Raw genomic sequence first — 20,314 nt, forward strand, 5'->3', positions numbered from 1 at the left:
TGACGCAGCATATATGGGTAGAGTGCGGCCCGTGACGTACACATGGCGCGGCGCGTTCACCGACGCTGAGGTCGAGGCACTGCACGCGGAAGGTTTCGGGCATCCGCCGACCGGCAGCGCGTGGTGGGCCCGGGTCAACCGGCACAGCCTCGGCTGGGTCTGTGCCCGCGCCGAAGGCCGGCTGGTCGGGTTCGTCAACGTCGCCTGGGACGGCGCGTCCCACGCGTTCGTGCTCGACACCGTCGTCTCGTCCGCCGGCCGGCGTCGCGGCCTCGGCACGGGCCTCGTCGCCGCGGCCGTCGAGGGTGCGCGCGCCGGCGGCTGCGAGTGGATCCACGTCGACTTCGAGGACCACCTGAGCGGCTTCTACCTGGAGTCGTGCGGCTTCACCCCGACCGGCGCCGGACTCATCAAACTCTGAACGGGGTTGCGGGCGCTGCCCGTGCACCTGCAGAATGGTCGACATGATCCGCACTCACCGGAAGGGCGCGTCCGCCCTCGCGCGTTGACCGCCACGGCGCGGCGTTCCGCCGCTGCCCCCACCCTCCGCCAGTCCGCCGCCCGTGAAACCCGGGTCCTCGAGCTGTGGCATCGCGCGGAGCCGATCCGCGACGAGTGGCTCGAAGCGGGCAGGTCCACCGGCCCGGCAGACCGGGCGACCACCGAACACCTCATCGCCGGCCTCTACCGCCGGCAGCACCGGCGCGTGCCGGTGTTCCGCTGGGTCGCCTCGCCACGACAGGCGCTGCCCCTGCTCACCGGCCTGCCGACGCACGAGGTCCTGCAGTCCTGGGTCCGCGACCGGCGTCCACAAGGGACACCACCGGTGGCCGGCGACATCGCCGCCGGCCTGGCCCGCCTGCGCGGCGCGCTCGACGACGCCGTCGAGCACACCGACCTGCTCGCCGCCGCGGTGAAGAAGCCGTGGCCGGTCCTCCCGCCGCGACAGGCCCTGCAGGCCGGGGTCCCGCTGCTGGAGGTCCTGCAACGGTCGCTGCACGAGCCCCTCGCCGCCGGCCTCACCTGGCCGGTCCGGTCCGCCCTGAGTCCACACAGGACGGTGCCGGTCTGCTGGTACGGCCAGCAGGACGCGACCTGGATCGGCTTCTACGACACGATCCGCAAGCTGGGCCTCGCCAGGTTCCGCCCGCACGACGACGCGCAGCTCGACGAGTGGGCCGCCCTGGCCCGCGCCGCCGGCTGGTGGTGGCCCGGCGACGACGTCTGCGTCCTCGTCGAGCGCCCGTCACAGGTGGCCCCACGCCGCGTCGGCTACCGCGACGGCACCACCATCACCTGGTGACGCCGCTCAGCCGAGGCTGAGCCCGTGCTCCTGCAGGGCCTCCTGCAGGAGCCGCAGGGCCTTCGGTCCGACGCCGTGCAACCCGGCCAGCCGCACACGGGGGACACCGGCCACGTCACGCAGCGACGTGTAGCCGGCGTCGTGCAGCGCCCGGGTTGCCGGCGCGCCGATCTTCGGCAGCGAGTCGAGGTCCGGTTTCGCGGTCATTCAGGGTCACTCTCCAGGGTCACCCAGGGTCATTCAGGGTCATTCAGGGAGCTCGACGCCCGACAGGGACGCGCAGGCGGCGAGGAGGGCGTCCTGGACGGAGCGGTCGTACGCGGCGGGGTTGGCCTTCAGGTCGGTGCGGCGCTTGAAGTAGCGGGCGGTGACCGTCGCCGCCGGGTCGTCGGAGGTCGCCAGCCAGACCTGGGTCTCGGCGCCCTCCGGCAGGCCGTCGGTGGCGCTGGGGCCGCCGAGCTTCGTGCGGATCCAGCCCGGGTCGACGGCGTTGCTGCGCACCCGCGGCCACAGCCGCGCGACGGCGAACGCGAGCGCCACGTCGTGCAGCTTCGAGTCGCTGTAGGCCTGCATGCCGTGCCAGGGTTTGCGCTCGTACTGCAGGTCGTCGAGGTCGGCGATCCCGACCGACTCCAGGCCCGAGGTGAGGTAGACCAGCCGCGCCGGTTTGGGCATGAGCGCGGTCAGCACGTACGGCGCGAGCACGTTCACCTGGAACGTCCGCTCCAGCCCGTCGCCGGTGGTGCGCCGCTCGTCCTGCCCGCCGATGCCCGCGTTGTGCACGACCACGTCGAACTGCCCGGCGTCCCGCCCGAGCGCCTTCGTCTCCGCCAGCGACGCGAGGTCCCCCACGACCACCGGCACACCCGGCAGCCCGGCCGCCGCGGCCCGCTCCGCGCTGCGCGCGTGCAGCACCACGTCATGCCCGAGCCGCAGCAGCTGCTCCGCGGTCTCCAGCCCGATCCCGTCCGTCGACCCTGTCACCAGTACCCGTGCCATACCAGGCATTCTAGGATCGGCCGGTGGCTGACTTCGTCCGGCGGTACTTCCGCGGACCTCACCTGGTGTGGGCGAAGGCGACCAGGCTCGTCGCCGACGACGACCGTGGCCTGCTGCTGTGGCTGCCCGAGGGCGCCGAGTTCGCATGCCGGGTCGACGCGGACGGACGGCCGCTGCGGGCCGCGCCGACCGTGGAGGCCTACGGCGCGGCGCCGCTCGCGACCCGGACGTGGCGCGGCTACGACGTCCTGTTGCTGCACCCGCCCGGCGCCGCGCACTCGGTGTGGTGGTTCTTCGCCGGCGGTGAGTTCGCCGGCTGGTACGTCAACCTGGAGTCCCCGGCGGTCCGCCGCGGCGGCGGGATCGACGTCGTCGACCACCACCTCGACATCGACGTCGCCCCGGACCGGCGCTGGCGGTGGAAGGACGAGGACGAGTTCACCGACTGCATCGGCCGGCCCGGCTTCTGGAGCGCCGAGCAGGCCGCGGCGATCCGCGCCGAGGGCGAGCGGGTCGCCGCGGCGGTCGAGGCGGGGCGCTTTCCGTTCGACGGCACCTGGTGTGACTTCACCCCGGATAGCTGGCCGCTGCCGAAGCTACCCGCGGAAGGTGCGGCGTAGGTCGGCAGGTTCATGGCGCTTCCAGCGCGATGATGCGGGCGAGGGCGGGCTGGGTGAGCTGCTCCGTCGCCGTCAGCGCGGTCAGCCGCATCGGCCCGCGCCGCGACAGTGCGCTGAACCTGAGCCGCTGCGCCACCGGCGGCCGGATGAAAAGGCTGTTGAAGTGCTCGATGAGCGCCTTCATCATGCGCGGTGTGGATGCACACACACTCACGGGCCAGCTCCGCCGCGGCCGTGGCCTCGGCCTGCGCCGCGCGCTGTCCGACGGTGGCGCGGAGGCGGTCGAGGCGGTCTACGGGTGCTGTGTCGACGACCCGCGCGATGACCGTTCGACCGAGGAGCGCAGCTGGTACCTGCTGCGCCTGGCCCGCGCGCTGCGGCTGGACAGCGCCCCGATCGCCGCGCACCTCCTGGCGCCGGTCGCGGAGACCGACGAAGACGATTGCCGCATCGGGCTGGCCGCCGACGTCCTGGCCGGCCTCGCCCGCGACGGCGACCCCCGCGCGCTGCAGGCGCTTCGTGCGTATGTCGTCGAGGGCCGGTACTGGTCGAGGGCGCTCGACGCCATGTGGGAGGAGGGCGGCGACGCGATGTGCGAGGGTCTCGCGCCGGCCGTGCTCGCCCGCGCCGACGACGACGAGCTGCGGTTCCACGTCGAGATCGACGACGGGCCGTGGTCGGCGTGGGCCGCGGGCGAACCCCGGATCCGGGCACTGCTCGACGCCGAGAGTCCACGTTCGGGCGGCGGCGGCGCCTGGTGGCCACTGCGGGAACTGCCGGACGCGCGGCTGATGGCGCTGGTCGAGGCGGACGGCCCGGCCGCCCGCACGCAGGCGATGCGGGAGCTCGGCCGGCGCGGCGATCCTGTGCTGCTCGATCTGGCCGAGGACCCCGCGATGCGCAACGTGGCCGGCGGAGTGCCGGGGCTGTGGGCGGTGCTGGACCGGCTCGGTGCCGGGGCGCTCGACCGGGCGCGCGGCTGGGCGGCGAGCGACGATCCGGACCTCGCCGGGCAGGGCGTGAGGGTCCTCGCCGAGCACGGCACCGCGCAGGACGTCCCCGCGCTCCTCGCGGACCTGACCGCGATGGCCGAGCAGCGGGAGTGGTGCGGTGCCGAGACGCCCGCGCGCGGGCTCGGGCGGCTCGGGGCCGCGGAGGCCGTGCCGACGCTGCGGTTCCTGTGGAAGGAGACCACCCACTCGTACGCGCGGGGCGACTACCTGGCCGGGCTCCTCGGCGCCGCCGGGGCCGGCGCGGCGGAGCTCCTCGTCGAGGCCGCCGACGACTGCGAGGAGCGCGTCCGCGAGTACACCAGCGGAACAGCGCAGTCGTAGACGTAATGCCTATCATGCCGGTAGGATTCGGTGGGATGAGCCGGTGGGGTGGTCGTGCGGGAAAGCTGGCGCCGGGGCTGCTGTTCGTGGCGGCGATGGTGGCGCTGTTCCAGCGGTGGGAGGTGGTGTTCTGGGTGTGCGCGGGAGCGACCGTGCTCAGCCAGTACACCACCATCCACCGCGACTGAGCCGGTCCGCTACGGCGCTGACGAACGGATGACCGGCGACGCGACCACGTCACCCTGGGACGGTGCGACGCGGTCGCCGGAGGGCGCGCCGGGGCTCGGCGAAAGCGAGTGCGAAAGCGATCGCGCAGGCGATGGCGACGACGACGGGGACGACGGGGACGACGGGGACGACGGGTTGGACGAACCGGACGGCGATGGCGGCACCACGGTCGGGTGCTGCGGTGCCGGGCCGGTCGGCCGGAGCGTGATGACCGCGACGGCCACCAGCAGCAGCGTCGCGGCGACCCAGGCGGTGCGTCGCAGGAGCATGGGCGCCGGGCTGCGCGACGGAAGTGCGGTCGGGGGGAGCGCCGGTCGCAGCCGGTCCGGGGTGACCCGGGTTGCCTGTGCGGCGAGTGCGGAGCGCAGGCGCTGTTCGAGGTCGGTGTTCATCGTCGGGCCTCCGACAGGGCGTCGCGCAGGATCGTCAAGGCACGGTTGGCGGTCGACTTCACGGTGCCGCGGGACACGTGCAGGGCCTCGGCGATCTCCCGCTCGGACAGCTCCGACCAGTACCGCAGGACCACCACCTGGCGCTGCCGGACGGTCAGTCGGGCCAGGGCCGCGAGCAGCTCCTGGTCCTCCCCCGGCAGCAGGGCCTCGTCCTCGGCGGCCGGCGCGGGTGACGCCGGCGGTGGCACGTAGGCGCGGGCGCTGCGGCGCCGGCGCAGGACCGACCGTGACGCGTTCATCACGCCCGCGGTGAGGTACGCGTGCGGGTCGGCGATCGCGCGCAGGTCCGCCCCGTGCCGCTGGTACAGCGCGGCGAACACGTCCTGGACGACGTCCTCGGCGGTGGGCAGGTCGTCGACCATGAGGACGGCCAGCCGCACCAGGCTGAGCCGCCGCGCGTGGTACAGCTCGTTGATCGCCGGCGGGCCCTCCCGGGGCGGGGTGCCCCGGGAGGTGGCCGCGCCGGACAGCACCGAGCGCAGCACGCGCAGCAGCGGCCAGGGCAGGCGGAACGTCAGCGTCATGGTGCTCGCAGGTCAGGGGACGGGCACGCGACGATACCGCGGAGGCGGGCCGGGGTCACCGGAGCGGCACCGGCGACGGCACGATCGACGACGACCGCGGCACGGGCGACGGCACGGGTGACGGCAGGGCCGGTGACGGCACGACCGACGATGACCGCGGCACCGGCGACGGCAGGGCCGAAGCCGACGCCGGCGACGGCACGACCGACGGCACCGGCAGGGCCGGCGACGGCACGACCGACGGCGCCACCGACGACGGCACCGGCGACGGCACCACGGCCGGTGGCGGCGGGGCGTCGTCGGCGAACGCGACGGCGGACACAGCGCCGATCGTGGCGACGGCGGCCGCGCACACGACGTAAACAGCGGAACGGACCTTCAGGGGCATCGCGGCACTCCAGTGGACGAGGTACAGCTTTCGCAGCGATAGACGCACGACGCCACTGGAGGTTGGCTCCGCAATGGTGACCTGGATCACACCTAGGACCAGCTGGTCGCCGACCAGTCGTCGCTGGACCAGGTGCGGCCCGACCAGGTGCCCGCGGACCAGGTGCGGCCCGACCACGTGCGGCCGGTCCACGCGGGATCGGTCCACGTCGCGCCGGTCGCCCACGGGGTCACGGCCCAGGTCGCCGGGGCCCACGTCTTCGACGCCCACGACGTGCCGGTCCAGCCGTCACCGGCGATCTTGAAGCCCATCCACGTGCCGCCGGACCAGGAGGACTGGGTGGCGGCCTTCGCGGCCCACTGCGGTGCGGCCAGGGCGCCCCAGACGGAGCGTTCGCCGGACAGCGGGGTGTTGTCGAGGACGACGTGGCTGGTGCCGCGGGACAGCTCGAACGTGCCGTTGCCGCTGGACGTGTTCCACGTCGGCTTCGCGACGGCGGTGCCGGTGCGGGCGAGCGCGCCGTTGACGTTGAGCTCCAGCAGGCCCATGGTGCCGGCCTTGCCGGTCGGCAGGAAGGTGCCGCCCTTGATCAGCCACTCCTTCACCTGGTCGGGGGTGGCGGACGGCTTGGACTGCAGCACGAGGGCCGCCGCCGCGGAGACGACCGCGGTCGCCTGCGAGGTGCCGCTGCCCTTGAACAGGGTGGTGCCGACGCGCGCGGACGGGTAGGTGTTGTCGATGTTGGAGCCGGGGTCGCGCAGCGACGCGATCGAGGTGCCCGGCGCCAGCAGGTCGACCTGGTTGCCGCCGGTGGACAGGTTCGTGAACGTGGCGAGCGTGTCGTCCTTGGTCGCGTCGGTACCGTTCGTCGTGGTCGCCCCGACGGCGAGGACCCACTCGTCCATGGCGGGGTTGGTGAGCTTGGTGGTGCCGTTGCCGTTGTTGCCGGCGGCGGCGACGACCACGATGCCCGCCTGCCACGCCTTCTCCACCGCGAACTGCAGCGGGTCGGTCCAGTTCGGCGGGTTGCCGCCGGAGCCGTAGGACAGGTTGATGACGCGGATCGGGTTGGCGGGGTCGTCGTTGCGGTGCTTCACGACCCAGTCGACGGCGGCGATCATCTGGGTCACGTCGACCGCGCCCCGGGCCGTGCCGATCTTGATCGAGGTGAGCTTCGCCTGCGGCGCGAGGCCCTTCGTCCCCGACGCGGTGTCGTCGCCGACGATGATGCCGGCCATGTGGGTGCCGTGCCCGTAGGTGTCGAGGTAACGCAGGTTCGCCGCCTGCGACTCGAACGACAGGTCGGGGCCGTTGACGACCTGCGCCGCAGGCAGGCCCGGCACGGGCGCGACGCCGGTGTCGATGAGCGCGACGCCGACGCCCTTGCCGGTCAGCGCCGCGGCCGCGCCGGTGTCGGCGCCGATGATGGTGCGCACCTGGGCGAGGGTGGTCGCCGGGGAGCTGGTGTCGGCCGTCGAGGCCCAGGAGCTGGACCAGCCCCCGGTCGCGGCGGCCGGCGTCGCGGCGGCGCCGGCCGTCAACGCGACCGGCAGGGCCAGCGCGCCGGCCGTCAGGGCCAGCATGGTTCGTCTGCGAGTCACCAAGGTGCGCGCTCCAATCGCTTCGGCGGTCGCGTCCACGATCACCGCCCCGGAGTGGTCCTGTCACCGGCGGGAGTCGCGTTCCGCCCGCTCACCCGACACGGTCTGACCGACCCGCGTCCGACCGGCGGGTCGTGTTCGCGGGAAACCCTCAAGTCGTCCGCCGGGCCGCCGAAGCGCTACCGTCCTGCGGGTGGACGAGGTTGTTGCCCTGGCGAGTGAGCTGATCCGGTTCGACACCACCAACACCGGGTCGCCGGACGGCACCGGCGGTGAGCGGCTCGCCGCCGAGTACGTGGCGGAGCGGCTCGAGGACGTGGGCTACGAGACGACGTACGTCGAGTCGGGCGCGCCGGGCCGCGGCAACGTCTTCGCCCGCCTGCCCGGCAGCGACCCGTCCCGCGGCGCGCTCATGGTGCACAGCCACCTCGACGTCGTGCCGGCGGACGCCTCCGAGTGGTCGGTGCACCCGTTCTCCGGCGAGGTGTCCGGCGGGTACGTGTGGGGCCGCGGCGCCGTCGACATGAAGCACCTGGCGGCGATGAGCCTCGCCGTGGCCCGCCGGTTCCGCCGCGACGGGGTGGTCCCGCCGCGGGACATCGTCTTCGCGTACCTCGCCGACGAGGAGGCCGGCGGGGTGCACGGCGCCGGTTGGCTCGTCACCCACCGCCCCGACCTGTTCGACGGGGTGACGGAGGCGGTCAGCGAGGTCGGCGGCTTCTCCCTCACCGTGGCCGACGGGGTCCGTGCGTACCTCGTCGAAACCGCGGAGAAGGGCGTCGGCTGGCTCAGGCTGTCCACCCGCGGCACCCCCGGGCACGGCTCGCTGCTGCACACCGACAACGCCGTCTCCCGGCTCGCCGCCGCGGTCGCCCGGCTCGACGCGCACGAGTTCCCGCTGGTGCTGACCCCGCCGGTGCGCGACTTCCTCGCCGGGGTGAGCGAGCTGACCGGCGTCCCCTTCTCCGAGGATGACCCGGCGGCCGTGCTCGGCCGGCTCGGGTCCGTCGCCCGCATGATCGGCGCGTCGCTGCGGGACACCGCGAACGTCACCATGTTCACCGCCGGCTACAAGGACAACGTGGTCCCGTCGACCGCGTCCGCCATCTTCGACTGCCGGATGCTGCCCGGCCGCGAGGAGGCGTTCCTGAGCGAGGTCGACGCCGTCGTCGGGCCCGGTGTCAGCCGCGAGTGGAAGAGCATGCCGCCCGTGCAGACCACGTTCGACGGCACGCTGGTCGACGCGATGACCGCCGCGCTGGTCGCCGAGGACCCTGACGCGCGCCTGCTGCCGTACATGCTGTCGGCCGGCACCGACGCGAAGTCCTTCCAGCGCCTCGGCATCCGCAACCTCGGCTTCGCCCCGCTCCGCCTGCCGCCGGACCTCGACTTCACCGCGCTCTTCCACGGCATCGACGAGCGTGTCCCGGTCGACGGCCTCCTCTTCGGCACCCGCGTCCTGGACCGCTTCCTGCGAATGTGTTGACCGGGGCTGGGTAGGGTGGCCGCATGTCGGTGCTCGTCGCGTTCAGTGTCACCCCGCTCGGCTCGGGTGAGGAGGTCGGTGCCCTCGTCGCGGAGGCCGTCCGGGTCGTGCGGGCATCGGGCCTGCCCAACCGGACCGACGCCATGTTCACCGCCGTCGAGGGCGAGACCTGGGACGAGGTGATGGCCGTCGTCAAGGCCGCGGTCGAGGCGGTCCACGCCAAGTCCCCCCGCACCTCCACCGTCATCAAGGTCGACTGGCGCGAGGGCGTGACCGGCGCCCTCGACAAGAAGGTCGCCAGCGTCGAGCACCACCTCGCCGGCCTCGAGTAGGGCGCCCGGCCCCGCTACACGGAGCAGTCCGCGAGGTCGCGGAGGGTCCTGATGACCGGGCCGGGCCAGGTGGGGTCGGTGTCCTTGTGCTCGACGGTGCGCACCACGCGCATGCCGACCGCGGCGGCACCGGCCAGCTCACCGTCCGCGCCGTCGCCGACGTACACGCAGTCGGCCGGATCGGCGCCGAGCGCGGCGGCGGCGGCCAGGTAGATGCGCGGGTCGGGCTTGCCGACGCCGAGGACGCTGGAGAAGACGGCGACGTCGAAGCGGGGCGCGAGCACGCACGCCGGCCAGGCCTCGGCGGCCTCCGAGGTGGCGTTGCTCACCAGCGCCAGGCGCGCTCCTCCGGCCCGCAGCGCGTCCAGGGCCTCGAGGGTCGCCGGGCCGGCGGCGTCCAGGACCCGCCGCGCGAGGGCCCGGCGGTGCGCGGCGGCACGGGCGACGGCGTCCTCGGCGGGGGTGACGCCGAGCCGGCCCGCCAGGATGTGGATCGTCTCCTCGACGCTCCAGCGGGTGAGCCGCTCGTCCCAGGTGTCGCGGTACGCCTGCCGCAGCGCCGACGGGTCGACCCCCACCATCTCGGCCATCTCGCCGACGACCCGGTCGCGCTCGCCGTCGGCGCCGTCGACCAGCGTGTGGAAGAGGTCGAACACCAGGAACCGGGGCAGCATGCCAGGCACGCTAACAGCAACCGCGACCGCGGCATCGCCGCAGTGCTGTGAATCGATGCACGTTCCCTTGAATCCCGGGCCGGTGGGCGGTTGGCTCGGCGGATGGGGCGGATCGCGTACGACGACAGGGAAGCGGCGGCGTTCGAGGCGAACCGGCACCTGAGCGAGGCGAGCCTGGACGCGTGGCGGGAGGCGGTCGGGCGGCACGTCTCGCCACGGCCCGGGCAGCGGCTGCTGGACCTCGGCTCCGGCACGGGCAGCTGGGCGCGGGCGTTCACGCAGTGGTTCCCCGGCGTCGAGGTCCTGGCGGTGGACCCGTCGGCGGCGATGCGGGCCCGGTCGCTGCACCGGCCGGTGGTCGAAGGGCACGCCGCCCAGCTGCCGGTCGGGGACGGGACCGTCGACGCGGTCTGGGTGTCGACGGTGATCCATCACGTGCCCGACCTGGCGGCCGCGGCGCGGGAGCTGCGGCGGGTCCTGCGCCCGGGCGCGCCGCTGCTGATCCGGTCCGTCTTCGCCGGCCGGCACGACGGGCTCGCGCTGGTGCGGTGCTTCCCGGAGGCCGCCGAGGTGCTGGACACGTACCCGAGCGTGGCGGACGTCGAGGCGGCGTTCCGGGACGGCTTCCGCACCGTCGCCCTCGAACGGGTCCCGCAGACCACGGCGCCGTCGTGGCGGGAGGCGGCACAGGCCCTGCGCCGCGACGCGCACACCCCGCTGAAGCTGATCAGCGACGAGGCATACGCGGCGGGCCTGGCCCGCCTGCGGCGGTTCGCGGAGACCGAGCCCGGCCCGGTCGTCGACGCGCTCGACCTGCTCGTGCTGGCCTAGTCCCGGAGGTCCAGCAGCCGCGCCACCGCACGCGCCGCGCGGGCCGGGGCGGACGGGTCGCGGCGCAGGCGGTGCGCGGCGTGCAGCGCCAGCATGATGCCGGTCAGCTCGAAGACCACCTGCTCGGGATCCCGCGCCACCTCGCCGTCCGCCTGGCGCGCCTGGTGCAGCAGCTCGCGGTGCCAGCGGTCGGCGGCGCCGGCGATCGCGTCGCGGACCGGGCCCGGCCGGTCGTCGAACTCCGGGCCGGCCGCCATGAAGAAGCAGCCGCCCGGCGGCCTGTCACCGGTCAGGTAGCGCAGCCAGGACCCCGCGACGGCGCGCAGCCGTGGCAGCCCGGCCGGGGCCGCGGCCACGGGCTCCCACACGTCGCGCCAGAACTCGTCGGCGGCCAGCTCGACGACGGCGAGCTGCAGGGACTCCTTGTCGCCGAAGTGGCCGAGGACGCCGGACTTGCTCATGCCGAGGTCGGTGGCGAGCCGGCCGATCGTGAGCCCTTCGAGGCCCTCGACGGAGGCGACGTCGACGCCGTGCCGGATGATGCCGGCCCGCGTCAGGCGGGCCTCGGCGAGAGTTCGACGAGGACTCATCACACCACTATAGCGTCCGACCGTTCGGACGCTATTCTCTGCCGATGCGACTCCTCCGGCTGCTGTTCTCGCTCATGTACCGCCCACGCGTCGAAGGGCTCCACCTCGTGCCAGAGCGCGGCGCGGTCATCGTCGCGGCCAACCACCTGTCGTTCTACGACAGCGTCGTCATCCCGCTGGTCGTCCCGCGCCGCGTGGTGTTCCTCGCGAAGGCCGAGTACTTCGAGCGCGGCCGGCTGCGCCGCTGGTGGTTCCGCGCCACCGGGGCGGTCCCGGTCCGCCGTGGCGACGGCCGGGCCGCGCAGGGCGCGCTCGACGCGGCCGTAGAGGTCCTCGCGGGCGGCGGCGCCTTCGGCATCTACCCGGAGGGCAGCAGGTCGCGGGACGGCCGCCTGTACCGTGGCCGCACCGGCGTCGCGTGGCTGGCCCTCACCTCGGGTGCGCCCGTCGTCCCGGTCGCGCTGGCGGGCACCGGTGCGCTGCCCCGCCGGACGCGGATCACCGTGCGCTTCGGCGAGCCGCTGCACTGCACCGGGCTGCCCGGCGACCCCCGGGCCCGCCGCGCCGCCACCGACGAGATCATGGCCGCGATCGGCGCCCTGTCCGGACAGGACCGCGCCGACCGGTACAACACCCACCCCGGCGGCACCGGAACGCCCTCGGCAGCGAAGGGGAGCGTCAGCAGCCCTTGAGGATCAGGCGGAGCGAGCGGCGCGCGTGCACGAACCACACCGCGACCAGCTCCCGCGCCACCTCGGCCCGGGACTGCGGGGGGTCCTGCACGCTCCAGCTGCTGATCACCACCATGCGTCCGAGTCTGGGCGGCGCGGATTGCCGGACGGTAGCCACCGCGAACGCCGGCGGGTGCATCCGGCGACGGACAATGGGGACATGGCACGCTTCAGCGTCACGCTCGACGTCGCCGCGCCCGCCGGGCGGGTGTGGGCGGCGCTGGTCGACTGGCCCAGGCACGGCGACTGGGCGCCGCTGACGTCGGTGCGGGTCGTGACGCCGCGCCCCGACGGGATCGGCGCCACGTTCGTCGCGCGCTCCGGCATCGGCCGGGTCGGGTTCGACGACCCGATGACCGTGGCCGTGTGGCGCCCGCCGGCCGGTGACGAGCCCGGCGACGAGCCCGGCCGGTGCGACGTCGACAAGTCCGGCCGGGTGATCCACGGCACGGCGGCCTTCGACGTGATCCCGCTGCCCGGCGGCCGCAGCCTGGTCGTCTGGCACGAGGACGTGACGGTGATGCCGCACGCGCTGACCAGGCGGTTCCCGTTCGTCGTGACGGCGGTCGGCAGGATCGGGTTCCGCCGGGCGCTGCGCGCCATGGCCCGGGAGGTCGAGCGCGCTCCCGTCCCGGGCCGGTGACCGGCGTCAATAGCGGAACGTGTGGACCAGGTCCGTCAGCTCGCCGGACATGCGGGCCAGGTCGACGGTCGCCTGCTCCGACTCGGTCACGCCGGTGCTGGTCAGCCGGGCCGCCTCGGCGACACCCGTGATGTTCTGGGCGATCTCGCCGGTGCCGGCGGCCGCCTCCGTCACGCTGCGGCTCATCTCCGACGTGGTCGCGGTCTGCTCCTCCACGGCCGACGCGATCGTGGTCTGGAAGTCGCTGATCCGCGCGATGACCGCCGACACCTGCTCGATCGCGGCGACCGCCCCGCTGGTGTCGTCCTGGATCGCCTGCACGCGCCGGGAGATGTCCTCCGTGGCCCGGGCCGTCTCCTGCGCCAGGTCCTTGACCTCCGAGGCGACGACCGCGAAGCCCTTGCCGGCCTCGCCCGCGCGGGCCGCCTCGATCGTCGCGTTCAGGGCCAGGAGGTTCGTCTGCTCGGCGATCGACGTGATGACCTTGATGACGTTGCCGATCTCCGCGGACGAGTCGCCGAGCCGGCTCATCGTCGCGGACGTCTGCTCGGTGATCTGCACGGCCTCGTTGGCGACGCGGGCGGCCTCGCTGGCGTTCTGCGCGATCTCGCGGATCGACGCGCCCATCTCCTCGCTGCCCGCCGACACGGTGTCGACGCTGCGCGACACCTCCTCCGCGGCCGCGGCGACCGTCTGTGCCTGCGCCGAGGTCTGCGCCGCCGACGAGGCGATCCTCGTCGCCACGCCCGACATCCGCTCCGACGCCCCGGCGAGCCGGCCCGCGGACCCGTCGATCGTCGACACCGTCTGCCGTAGCCGCGCCGTCGCCGTGTCCAGCGCCCGGCCCATCTGCCCCGGCTCGTCCCGCGACGTCAGCCCCGTCGTGCGGGTCAGGTCCCCTTCGGCGAGCCCCTCACAGACCGCCTTCACCCGCTGCAGCGACCGTACGATGCCGCGCGCCACGAACAACCCGAGCGCGAGCGCGCCGACCATCCCGATGCTGAGCAGCACGATCGCCATCGTCCGGTTCGACTCGTAGGAGTCGCGGGCCGCCTTCGCGGAGGCCGCCGCCGCGCCCGCCTCCGCGCTCTCCAGCGTGTCAAGGTCCTTGTTGATGATCGCGAACACCGGCGCCACCTGGGTGTTCCGCACGTCCAGCCACGCCGCCATGTCGCCCTTCACGCCGTTCGGCAGCTGGACCGTCTGGCCGATCTGGACGAACTTGTCCCAGCTCGTCTTCAGCTCGTCGATGGTCGCCGTGTCGCCCGCCGGCCCGCTGGCCCGGTACGCCGTCAGCGCCGCGGCGAACTTGTCGACGTCGTTGGTGAAGTCCTGCTCGTACTGCTTCTGGTTGGTCGGGTCCCCGTGCGAGATCGCATGGTTGGCCAGGTCGACCCGGGTCTGCGCCGCCGCCAGCCGGATCATGCCGACCGCGCTCGTACGCGCCACGTTCTCCCGGTAGATCTGCTGCGCGGCATCGCTCGCGCCGCCGAGGGCCGACACCGCCAGCACCCCGTTGACCAGAGCCACCAGCACCGCGACCAGTACAGCCGCGACAATCCTGACGTTCACACTCAGATTACGCAGAGCCACGCTTCCACGTTAGGGACGAGACACCCGCCGCGAATGAGACTTCCTCAGATTCGCGCCGTTCGCGCCGCGTGCGGCGTGACCAGGTTCCCTGGCGGGTGCGGTCGGGGTGGCCCGGGCTCGGGGGCCTGGCTGACTGGTCCCGCGCTCAGGCGCCCGGCACGCCGTCGACCAGGAGCACCACGCCCTCGGTGGCGGCGACCCGGTCCTTGGAGATCTCCTGGTACTCCGGCGAGCCCGCCCACCGCTCGAACGCGGCCCGGTCCTCGAACGCCATCAGGATCAGCTTGTCGTGCGGCCACGCGCCCTCGACGACGGTCGCCCGCTCGTCGGCGGCGAGGAGCCGGCCGCCGTACTGCTTGAGGACGGGCATGAACCGGGAGACGTACCGCTCGTACCGCGGCCGGTCGTGGACGGAGATCTGGGCGATGGCGAAGACTGTCACGTGATCATCTCACCGGCCCGTGCCCGCGTCCGCGCTCACTCTGTCGGCAACGTGACCGCCAGCAGCGCCCCGCCGTCGGGGGTCAGCGCGTAGTCGAGCCGCTCGACGCACTCGTCGTACACCGCCAGTCCCACGGCCCTTTCGTGGGGGATGTCGGGGGCCTCGCCGCCGAGCCGGTGCCATCGCAGCGCCGGATCCTCCGCCGGTACCGACTGGGCCGGGCCGACCGCGCACAGCGCCGCCAGCAGGACGATCGGCGACAGGTCGGCGACCGCCAGGGTCGCGTCGTCGTCCATGGCGGCGGCCACCTCGGCCGGGTCGGGCAGCAGCAGGTCCAGGTCGACGACCGGGCGCCAGCCTTCCGCGGCGACCTCCAGCGCGAACGCGCGCGCCGCCGCGACGACCCGTTCGGGCGCTCCGAGCTCCTCGAACGCCTCGACCCGTGCCACCGCCCGCGCGAGCGTCGCGGGCCCGACGGTCCGCTGCTCCAGCAGCGCGTCGAGGAGGCCCGGCAGCCGCTCGCGGACGTACCGCTGGAGCATCCCGGTCCGGGACGGGCCCGGCTCGACCGACCCGCCGGTGACGACCCACCGCTGCGCCAGCGCCTCCCGCACGGCGGCGTCGAGCGCCCCGACCTCGGCCGCGCCGACGGGGAACACGTGCGCGCCCGGCGGGAACACCCCGTGCACCTGGCCCGACGCGTCGACGCAGAAGGTATCGCCGCTCCCTGTCACGCGTACGGCTCCCGCGCCGCGACGTCCCGCAGCCATGCGGGCCGGTGCCCCTTGATCCGGTCCTTGACGCCCCAGTCGCACGTCGGCCCGGTCCGCGCGTCGATGTCGAGGGTCGTCGGCTCGCCCGCGGCGTCGCGCTCCAGCTCGGCGGCGTAGTCGAGCAGCAGCTGCCGCCACGACGGGGCGAGGACGTCCCACATGGCGCACTCGACGTCGACCCGCACCACCTGCCCGACCGTGCCCCCGGGCGCGGGGTCCAGGTCGAGGTACCACAGCACGTCCCCGTTCAGGTCGCCGATGAGGACGGTGCGCTCCCCGCCGACGACCGGCCGCACCGCCCCGCGCAGGTGCAGCGAGCCCTCGTCGATGTGGTGCGCCCAGGCGCCGGGCTCGTCGAGCTCCGGGTCGGGATCCGCGCAGTCCCACCACTCGCGGGTCCGCCCGACGAGGTCGTCCGTGCCGTACAGCTGGTACAGCGGCATCGGGCTGGGCATCCCCCAGGTCGTTCCATTGTGGACGAGCAGGCTCGCCTTGAAGTCCTCCGGCAGCGCTTTCTGTAACGCCGCCTCGACGGCCTCGACCGCGGCGCCGTCCGCCGGTCCGGGCAGCAGCTCCAGCGCCGCCGGCAACACCCGCCCCAGCGCCGCCTCGATCCGCCCCCAGGCCGCCACGATCTCGTCGTCCACCATCGCCCCCGATCCGCGGCCGTCGCGCGACCGGGCGAATCTTACTCAGCAACCGGCCCGCAACGCCGATGTATCGGGTGGATCGGGTGGTGCGCCCGTGGCGTCGGTGTGATGGGGGACCAGATGGGCATGTTCGCCGACCTCGGCATCGTGCAGAAGATCGGGGTGCTGTGCGCCGCCGGCGTCGTCATCTCGGCGACCACCGGCGGCGTCGGGATCGTCGCGCAGGTGACGCTCGCCGAGCAGGCCGAGATCGTGCGGGACCTGCAGGAGGCCAGCGGGCTCATGCACCACCTGGACACGCGCGAGGCGGAGCTCAAGGTCGACGCGTACCGGGCGCTCGCGGAGAAGGACGTCGCACCGATCATCGAGGACCTGCCCGGCGACCAGGCCTCGGTCACCGACACCCTCGCCGAGCTGGACGTGTTGTCGTTGCCGGCCGATGTACGGGCGGCCGTCGAGGACATCAAGGCCGACGCCATCAAGTTCAACGACTTCATCGGCACGTTCGTCCGGGACGCCCAGAAGGACCAGGCCTCGGTGCAGGCGCGGGAACCGGAGATCGCCGAGCGCAACCACGCGGTCGACGACAAGCTCGGCGCGCTGCAGGACAGCATCGACGCGCACGTGAAGGAGGAGCGCGCCACGATGGTCACGGCGCAGACCACGGCCCGGTGGGCGACGGTCGGCGTGATCCTGATCGGGGTGGTGTTCCTGCTGCTGCTGTCGGTGCCGGTCATCCGGGCCATCGGCGGGCCGGTCCGCCGGGTCAGGGCGGTGCTCGAGGCGCTCGCCAAGGGCGACCTCACCCACCGGGCCCAGATCAAGGGCCGGGACGAGATCGGGCAGATGGCCGCGCACCTGGACGCCGCGCTGGACAGCATCAGCCGGTCGATCCGGGAGGTCAGCACCAGCTCCGACACGCTCGCCGCGGCGTCGCAGAGCCTGTCGCAGGTCAGCGACGGCATCTCGGGCGCGGCCGAGACGTCCAGCCGGGAGATGCACGGCGCGTCGGACGCCTCGGGCGAGGTGTCGCGGCACGTCAACGCGATCGCCGCCGGCGCGGAGGAGATGGGCGCCTCGATCCAGGAGATCGCCCGCAACGCCGCGAACGCCGCCGGGGTCGCCAGCGGCGCGGTCCGCGAGGCCGCCGCCGCGAACGACAAGGTCGACCAGCTCGCCGCCTCGTCCGACGAGATCGGCTCGGTGCTGAAGCTGATCACGTCGATCGCCGAGCAGACGAACCTGCTCGCGCTCAACGCGACCATCGAGGCCGCCCGGGCCGGCGAGTCGGGCAAGGGCTTCGCCGTCGTCGCCAACGAGGTCAAGGAGCTCGCGCAGGAGACCGCGAAGGCGACCGGGGACATCCACCAGCGCGTCACCGCGATCCAGGCCGACACCGCCGCCGCGGCCGACGCGATCCGCAGGATGGGCGACGTCGTCGAGGAGATCAACCAGTACCAGGCGACGATCGCCTCCGCCGTCGAGGAGCAGTCGGCGACGACCGCGGAGATGAGCCGCTCGGTCGCGGAGGCGGCCACCGGCGCGGACAGGATCGCCGGCAGCATCTCCGGCGTCGCCACCGCCGCGGCCACCACCACCCGCGGTGTCGCCGAGGCGCAGAGCGCCGCCGCCGGCCTGGCCCAGATGTCCCAGGACCTGCGCCAGCTGGTCGGCCAGTTCCGGCTGTAGCCCGGATGAGGGTCGCATGTATCTGAGCGGCCCCCCGCGGTCTCTTGTCGTCGGAAGGACGAGTCACGGAGGTCGCGATGCCGTTCAACCTTGAAGGCGCCGGGCACTGGTACCGGCTGGCGGGGCTGCCCGAGCCGCACCACAGCGACCCGCCGCTGCTCGTCGCGTCCGGCGCGGACGTCGCCGAGACGGTCGCCTGGTGCAACGCGCGCCTCGCCGACCTCGGCTCCGGGTGGCGGGTGGAGCCGGAGGACGGACCGGCCACGCGCCCCGTCGTGACGGCGCTGGTGGTCCGGCGGCCCGAGCTGTCGCTGCCGGACGAGCCCGTGCTGTCCGTCAGTGACGTACTGGCGCTGCTGAAGCTCCGGACCGGGCCATCGCCGTGGCCCGGTCCGGTCCTGGCCGTGGGGTCGTTCGGGTTCGACAACCCGGGGCCGAAGCCCGGCGCGGTCCGGCAGACGGGGCCGCTGCCCGAGCTGGCCGCGCTCGTCGGCGGGCCGCTGGGCCGGATCCCGGTCACCGCGTCCCTGCCGCCGCCGGCCCGCCGCCCGCTGTCGGCGCTGCCGGGCGGCCGGCGGCCCGTGGTCGCGCTGCTGGACACCGCGCTGGACCCGCACGCGCCCGGCCGGCCCGCACCGTGGCTCGGCGACCCGGACCCGGGCCCGGACGGTGTCTGGGCCGACGCCGGCCAGTACGGATGGCGGCGCGGCCCGGCCCGGCTCCGGCCGCCGGAGACCGCGTCCTTCCGCAGCATGCCGAAGTGCTTCGGGCACGGCACGTTCTCCGCCGGGCTGATCCGCCAGGTCGCCCCGGACGCGCGGATCCTGTCCGTCCCCGTGGTCGACGACGACGGCACGACCCACATCGACCAGCTCATCAACGCGTTCGGCTGGCTGCACGAGCAGCGGACCGCCGACCCCACGTTCGTCGACGTGGTGTGCTGCCCCATCACCGTCACCGCCAACCTGCCCGACGACGCCCTCGTGCTCGGCTGGCTGCGGGCGGTGCTCGGCGCGCTCGGCGGGGCGGGCGTGCCGGTCGTGGTGCCCGCGGGCAACGACGGCTCACCGGTGCCGACCTTCCCGGGCGCGTTCACGGCGCTCTCGGTCGCCGGCACGCCGGACGTCCCGGTGGTCACCGTCGGCGCGCTCAACCCGGACGGCAGCGACGCCTACTACAGCAACCACGGCGACTGGGTGCAGGTCCGCCGGCCGGGATCGGCGCTGATCAGCCTGATGCCGGTGTGGGACGGCGACGAGCAGCCACCGGTCCGCGGCTCGGCGGGCGTCGGCGTCGACCCCGACGCCTTCCGCGGCTGGGCCCGGTGGAGCGGCACGTCCTTCGCCTGCGCGCTGCACGCCGGCGAGCTGGCCGCCTTATGAACACCCACGTGGAGGAGGCGCAGGCCGACCGGTACACGCGACTCGCCGGCTGCCTGGAGCGCGCCCGCGGCGGCGACCGGGAGGCCCTCAGGGAGGTCGTCGTCGAGCTGAACCCGACGCTGTGGCACGTGGCGAGGGCCGCCGGCCTGCCGCCCGACGAGGCCGAGGACGTGGTGCAGGCGACGTGGCTGGCGTTGCTGCGCCATCTGGACGGCATCCGCTCACCGCAGTCGCTGACCGGCTGGCTCGTGTCGACGACCCGGCACGGCGCGTGGCGGGCCCGCCAGCGCCTGCACGGCAGGCCCGCAGGCGACCCCGACGCGCTCGTCGAGCTGGAGGACCCGGCACCCGGGCCGGTCGACCAGGTCCTCACGGACCAGCGGGACCGCGTCCTGCTGCGGCACTTCGCGGAGCTGCCGGAGCGCTGCCGGCGGCTGCTGCGCATCGTCGCCACCGTCCACCGCCCCGACTACACCGAGGTCGGCGAGGCGCTGCTGATGCCGCGCGGCTCGATCGGCCCGACCCGCGGCCGCTGCCTGAACAAGCTGCGCGACCTCCTCCTCGCCGACGCCGCCTGGGACCCGACATGGACGAACTGACCCTCCTGCGCCTGCTCGCCGGCGCCCTCGACCGCACCGACCCGCCACCGGCCGGGCTCGACGACCGTGTCATGTTCGCCCTCGAAGTCGACGCCGTCGACACGGAGATGGCCTGGCTGGAGCGCGAGGTCCTGACCGGCTCCGGCGCCCGGGCCAGCGAGCACAGCCGCACCATCACGTTCGACTCCGCCAGCCTCACCGTGATGATCTCGGTCGTCGAGCGGGCCGACGGCCGGGTCCGCCTCGACGGCTGGCTGGCCCCGCCCGGCCCGCTGCGGGTCGAGCTGCGGGTCGCCGCCCACCCCGACAGCGCCGTCCACGCGGGGGCCGACGGCCGGTTCGTCTTCGACAACGTCCCGCGCGGCCTGGCGCAACTGGTCGTCCAACCGCCGTCCGGCCCGACCGTCGTGACCCCCGCGCTCGCCCTGTGAGCACGGCAGACGCGCCGCG

General features: G+C 74.1%; 28 protein-coding genes. 14 read left to right on the plus strand and 14 right to left on the minus strand.

The window, feature by feature from the left end:
* Positions 1-31 precede the first annotated feature (31 nt).
* Both ABD332_RS03475 and ABD332_RS03480 read left to right on the plus strand, forming a co-directional pair.
* Positions 32-421, plus strand: a complete 390-nt coding sequence (locus ABD332_RS03475; RefSeq protein ID WP_344499400.1) for a GNAT family N-acetyltransferase — start codon at positions 32-34, stop codon at positions 419-421.
* Between the two features lie 84 nt (positions 422-505).
* Positions 506-1,303, plus strand: a complete 798-nt coding sequence (locus tag ABD332_RS03480) for a DUF6745 domain-containing protein (protein ID WP_344499402.1) — start codon at positions 506-508, stop codon at positions 1,301-1,303.
* A 6-nt stretch (positions 1,304-1,309) separates the two neighbouring features.
* On the opposite strand, the gene ABD332_RS03485 is transcribed toward ABD332_RS03480, so the two are convergent.
* Together ABD332_RS03485 and ABD332_RS03490 are read right to left on the minus strand one after the other, a co-directional pair.
* On the minus strand, positions 1,310-1,510 hold the full coding sequence (locus tag ABD332_RS03485) for a helix-hairpin-helix domain-containing protein (protein WP_344499404.1): 201 nt from the start codon (positions 1,508-1,510) through the stop codon (positions 1,310-1,312).
* A gap of 39 nt (positions 1,511-1,549) precedes the next feature.
* Positions 1,550-2,302, minus strand: coding sequence for an SDR family NAD(P)-dependent oxidoreductase (locus tag ABD332_RS03490; RefSeq protein ID WP_344499406.1), 753 nt, complete (start codon positions 2,300-2,302; stop codon positions 1,550-1,552).
* Between the two features lie 23 nt (positions 2,303-2,325).
* On the opposite strand from ABD332_RS03490, the gene ABD332_RS03495 reads away from it, so the two are divergent.
* Positions 2,326-2,922 (plus strand): ribonuclease FAU-1 family protein, encoded by a 597-nt coding sequence (locus ABD332_RS03495; RefSeq protein WP_344499408.1) that lies wholly within the window; start codon positions 2,326-2,328, stop codon positions 2,920-2,922.
* 10 nt (positions 2,923-2,932) lie between these two features.
* Here ABD332_RS03495 and ABD332_RS03500 read toward each other — a convergent pair whose 3' ends face one another.
* Complete coding sequence (locus tag ABD332_RS03500; RefSeq protein WP_344499410.1) at positions 2,933-3,106, minus strand: hypothetical protein; 174 nt, start codon at positions 3,104-3,106, stop codon at positions 2,933-2,935.
* A 10-nt stretch (positions 3,107-3,116) separates the two neighbouring features.
* Between ABD332_RS03500 and ABD332_RS03505 the strand changes: the two genes are divergently transcribed.
* A complete protein-coding gene (locus ABD332_RS03505) occupies positions 3,117-4,256 on the plus strand; it encodes a hypothetical protein (RefSeq protein WP_344499412.1) in 1,140 nt (379 codons plus the stop codon).
* Between the two features lie 35 nt (positions 4,257-4,291).
* On the plus strand, positions 4,292-4,444 hold the full coding sequence (locus ABD332_RS03510) for a hypothetical protein (protein WP_344499414.1): 153 nt from the start codon (positions 4,292-4,294) through the stop codon (positions 4,442-4,444).
* A gap of 9 nt (positions 4,445-4,453) precedes the next feature.
* Here the strand turns inward: ABD332_RS03510 and ABD332_RS03515 are convergent, their stop codons facing one another.
* The 4 genes from ABD332_RS03515 to ABD332_RS03530 form a co-directional block, all read right to left on the minus strand.
* Positions 4,454-4,876 (minus strand): hypothetical protein, encoded by a 423-nt coding sequence (locus ABD332_RS03515; protein WP_344499416.1) that lies wholly within the window; start codon positions 4,874-4,876, stop codon positions 4,454-4,456.
* A complete protein-coding gene (locus tag ABD332_RS03520; RefSeq protein ID WP_344499418.1) occupies positions 4,873-5,460 on the minus strand; it encodes an RNA polymerase sigma factor in 588 nt (195 codons plus the stop codon). Before ABD332_RS03520 ends, ABD332_RS03515 begins: the two co-directional genes overlap by 4 nt.
* A 55-nt stretch (positions 5,461-5,515) precedes the next feature.
* Positions 5,516-5,848 (minus strand): hypothetical protein, encoded by a 333-nt coding sequence (locus ABD332_RS03525; RefSeq protein ID WP_344499420.1) that lies wholly within the window; start codon positions 5,846-5,848, stop codon positions 5,516-5,518.
* A 92-nt stretch (positions 5,849-5,940) separates the two neighbouring features.
* A complete protein-coding gene (locus tag ABD332_RS03530; protein WP_344499422.1) occupies positions 5,941-7,449 on the minus strand; it encodes a S8 family serine peptidase in 1,509 nt (502 codons plus the stop codon).
* A gap of 187 nt (positions 7,450-7,636) precedes the next feature.
* Here ABD332_RS03530 and ABD332_RS03535 point away from each other — a divergent pair, with 187 nt between their 5' ends.
* A complete protein-coding gene (locus tag ABD332_RS03535; protein WP_344500704.1) occupies positions 7,637-8,935 on the plus strand; it encodes a M20/M25/M40 family metallo-hydrolase in 1,299 nt (432 codons plus the stop codon).
* A gap of 23 nt (positions 8,936-8,958) precedes the next feature.
* Positions 8,959-9,267 carry an MTH1187 family thiamine-binding protein gene (locus ABD332_RS03540; protein WP_344499424.1) on the plus strand — a complete coding sequence of 103 codons (309 nt, stop codon included), beginning with the start codon at positions 8,959-8,961 and terminating at the stop codon, positions 9,265-9,267.
* A gap of 14 nt (positions 9,268-9,281) precedes the next feature.
* Here the strand turns inward: ABD332_RS03540 and ABD332_RS03545 are convergent, their stop codons facing one another.
* Entirely contained in the window at positions 9,282-9,941 is a 660-nt protein-coding gene (locus ABD332_RS03545) for an HAD family hydrolase (protein ID WP_344499426.1), read from the minus strand.
* 102 nt (positions 9,942-10,043) lie between these two features.
* Between ABD332_RS03545 and ABD332_RS03550 the strand changes: the two genes are divergently transcribed.
* On the plus strand, positions 10,044-10,772 hold the full coding sequence (locus ABD332_RS03550; RefSeq protein ID WP_344499428.1) for a class I SAM-dependent methyltransferase: 729 nt from the start codon (positions 10,044-10,046) through the stop codon (positions 10,770-10,772).
* On the opposite strand, the gene ABD332_RS03555 is transcribed toward ABD332_RS03550, so the two are convergent.
* Entirely contained in the window at positions 10,769-11,362 is a 594-nt protein-coding gene (locus ABD332_RS03555) for a TetR/AcrR family transcriptional regulator (protein WP_344499430.1), read from the minus strand. The two genes, ABD332_RS03550 and ABD332_RS03555, sit on opposite strands and share 4 nt — an antisense overlap.
* 44 nt (positions 11,363-11,406) lie before the next feature.
* On the opposite strand from ABD332_RS03555, the gene ABD332_RS03560 reads away from it, so the two are divergent.
* Positions 11,407-12,054, plus strand: coding sequence for a lysophospholipid acyltransferase family protein (locus ABD332_RS03560; protein WP_344499432.1), 648 nt, complete (start codon positions 11,407-11,409; stop codon positions 12,052-12,054).
* Here the strand turns inward: ABD332_RS03560 and ABD332_RS03565 are convergent.
* On the minus strand, positions 12,041-12,169 hold the full coding sequence (locus ABD332_RS03565) for a hypothetical protein (RefSeq protein ID WP_344499434.1): 129 nt from the start codon (positions 12,167-12,169) through the stop codon (positions 12,041-12,043). The genes ABD332_RS03560 and ABD332_RS03565 overlap by 14 nt on opposite strands.
* An 84-nt stretch (positions 12,170-12,253) precedes the next feature.
* Between ABD332_RS03565 and ABD332_RS03570 the strand changes: the two genes are divergently transcribed.
* Positions 12,254-12,736: an SRPBCC family protein gene (locus tag ABD332_RS03570; RefSeq protein ID WP_344499436.1), complete on the plus strand. Its 483-nt coding sequence runs from the start codon at positions 12,254-12,256 to the stop codon at positions 12,734-12,736.
* Positions 12,737-12,742: 6 nt separating this feature from the next.
* Here ABD332_RS03570 and ABD332_RS03575 read toward each other — a convergent pair whose 3' ends face one another.
* From ABD332_RS03575 to ABD332_RS03590, 4 genes are all read right to left on the minus strand, one after another.
* A complete protein-coding gene (locus ABD332_RS03575; protein WP_344499437.1) occupies positions 12,743-14,329 on the minus strand; it encodes a methyl-accepting chemotaxis protein in 1,587 nt (528 codons plus the stop codon).
* A gap of 145 nt (positions 14,330-14,474) precedes the next feature.
* Positions 14,475-14,771, minus strand: a complete 297-nt coding sequence (locus ABD332_RS03580; protein WP_344499439.1) for a DUF1330 domain-containing protein — start codon at positions 14,769-14,771, stop codon at positions 14,475-14,477.
* A gap of 35 nt (positions 14,772-14,806) precedes the next feature.
* Positions 14,807-15,505 carry a hypothetical protein gene (locus ABD332_RS03585; protein WP_344499441.1) on the minus strand — a complete coding sequence of 233 codons (699 nt, stop codon included), beginning with the start codon at positions 15,503-15,505 and terminating at the stop codon, positions 14,807-14,809.
* Complete coding sequence (locus ABD332_RS03590) at positions 15,502-16,194, minus strand: SMI1/KNR4 family protein (RefSeq protein WP_344499443.1); 693 nt, start codon at positions 16,192-16,194, stop codon at positions 15,502-15,504. The genes ABD332_RS03585 and ABD332_RS03590 overlap by 4 nt, the downstream gene beginning before the upstream one ends.
* A gap of 108 nt (positions 16,195-16,302) precedes the next feature.
* On the opposite strand from ABD332_RS03590, the gene ABD332_RS03595 reads away from it, so the two are divergent.
* From ABD332_RS03595 to ABD332_RS03610, 4 genes are all read left to right on the plus strand, one after another.
* The gene (locus ABD332_RS03595) at positions 16,303-17,883 is read left to right on the plus strand and encodes a methyl-accepting chemotaxis protein (RefSeq protein WP_344499445.1); all 1,581 of its coding nucleotides are present in this window, start codon (positions 16,303-16,305) and stop codon (positions 17,881-17,883) included.
* Between the two features lie 77 nt (positions 17,884-17,960).
* Positions 17,961-19,265 (plus strand): S8 family peptidase, encoded by a 1,305-nt coding sequence (locus ABD332_RS03600; protein ID WP_344499448.1) that lies wholly within the window; start codon positions 17,961-17,963, stop codon positions 19,263-19,265.
* Positions 19,262-19,864, plus strand: a complete 603-nt coding sequence (locus ABD332_RS03605) for an RNA polymerase sigma factor (protein WP_344499449.1) — start codon at positions 19,262-19,264, stop codon at positions 19,862-19,864. The genes ABD332_RS03600 and ABD332_RS03605 overlap by 4 nt, the downstream gene beginning before the upstream one ends.
* Positions 19,852-20,295, plus strand: a complete 444-nt coding sequence (locus ABD332_RS03610) for a hypothetical protein (protein WP_344499450.1) — start codon at positions 19,852-19,854, stop codon at positions 20,293-20,295. Before ABD332_RS03605 ends, ABD332_RS03610 begins: the two co-directional genes overlap by 13 nt.
* Positions 20,296-20,314: the final 19 nt, after the last annotated feature.

The organism is Dactylosporangium maewongense (assembly GCF_039531485.1).
Classification (GTDB): Bacteria; Actinomycetota; Actinomycetes; order Mycobacteriales; family Micromonosporaceae; genus Dactylosporangium; species Dactylosporangium maewongense.

What these genes read in the sequence shown, in the direction of transcription:
- ABD332_RS03560 (WP_344499432.1), top strand. Translation starts at nt 11,407, where the DNA reads ATGCGACTCCTCCGGCTGCTGTTCTCGCTCATGTACCGCCCACGCGTC.
- ABD332_RS03525 (WP_344499420.1), bottom strand. Translation starts at nt 5,848, where the DNA reads ATGCCCCTGAAGGTCCGTTCCGCTGTTTACGTCGTGTGCGCGGCCGCC.
- ABD332_RS03595 (WP_344499445.1), top strand. Translation starts at nt 16,303, where the DNA reads ATGGGGGACCAGATGGGCATGTTCGCCGACCTCGGCATCGTGCAGAAG.
- ABD332_RS03540 (WP_344499424.1), top strand. Translation starts at nt 8,959, where the DNA reads ATGTCGGTGCTCGTCGCGTTCAGTGTCACCCCGCTCGGCTCGGGTGAG.
- ABD332_RS03485 (WP_344499404.1), bottom strand. Translation starts at nt 1,510, where the DNA reads ATGACCGCGAAACCGGACCTCGACTCGCTGCCGAAGATCGGCGCGCCG.
- ABD332_RS03490 (WP_344499406.1), bottom strand. Translation starts at nt 2,302, where the DNA reads ATGGCACGGGTACTGGTGACAGGGTCGACGGACGGGATCGGGCTGGAG.
- ABD332_RS03570 (WP_344499436.1), top strand. Translation starts at nt 12,254, where the DNA reads ATGGCACGCTTCAGCGTCACGCTCGACGTCGCCGCGCCCGCCGGGCGG.
- ABD332_RS03510 (WP_344499414.1), top strand. Translation starts at nt 4,292, where the DNA reads ATGAGCCGGTGGGGTGGTCGTGCGGGAAAGCTGGCGCCGGGGCTGCTG.
- ABD332_RS03605 (WP_344499449.1), top strand. Translation starts at nt 19,262, where the DNA reads ATGAACACCCACGTGGAGGAGGCGCAGGCCGACCGGTACACGCGACTC.
- ABD332_RS03590 (WP_344499443.1), bottom strand. Translation starts at nt 16,194, where the DNA reads ATGGTGGACGACGAGATCGTGGCGGCCTGGGGGCGGATCGAGGCGGCG.
- ABD332_RS03500 (WP_344499410.1), bottom strand. Translation starts at nt 3,106, where the DNA reads ATGAAGGCGCTCATCGAGCACTTCAACAGCCTTTTCATCCGGCCGCCG.
- ABD332_RS03515 (WP_344499416.1), bottom strand. Translation starts at nt 4,876, where the DNA reads ATGAACACCGACCTCGAACAGCGCCTGCGCTCCGCACTCGCCGCACAG.
- ABD332_RS03600 (WP_344499448.1), top strand. Translation starts at nt 17,961, where the DNA reads ATGCCGTTCAACCTTGAAGGCGCCGGGCACTGGTACCGGCTGGCGGGG.
- ABD332_RS03545 (WP_344499426.1), bottom strand. Translation starts at nt 9,941, where the DNA reads ATGCTGCCCCGGTTCCTGGTGTTCGACCTCTTCCACACGCTGGTCGAC.
- ABD332_RS03555 (WP_344499430.1), bottom strand. Translation starts at nt 11,362, where the DNA reads ATGAGTCCTCGTCGAACTCTCGCCGAGGCCCGCCTGACGCGGGCCGGC.
- ABD332_RS03520 (WP_344499418.1), bottom strand. Translation starts at nt 5,460, where the DNA reads ATGACGCTGACGTTCCGCCTGCCCTGGCCGCTGCTGCGCGTGCTGCGC.
- ABD332_RS03565 (WP_344499434.1), bottom strand. Translation starts at nt 12,169, where the DNA reads ATGGTGGTGATCAGCAGCTGGAGCGTGCAGGACCCCCCGCAGTCCCGG.
- ABD332_RS03610 (WP_344499450.1), top strand. Translation starts at nt 19,852, where the DNA reads ATGGACGAACTGACCCTCCTGCGCCTGCTCGCCGGCGCCCTCGACCGC.
- ABD332_RS03550 (WP_344499428.1), top strand. Translation starts at nt 10,044, where the DNA reads ATGGGGCGGATCGCGTACGACGACAGGGAAGCGGCGGCGTTCGAGGCG.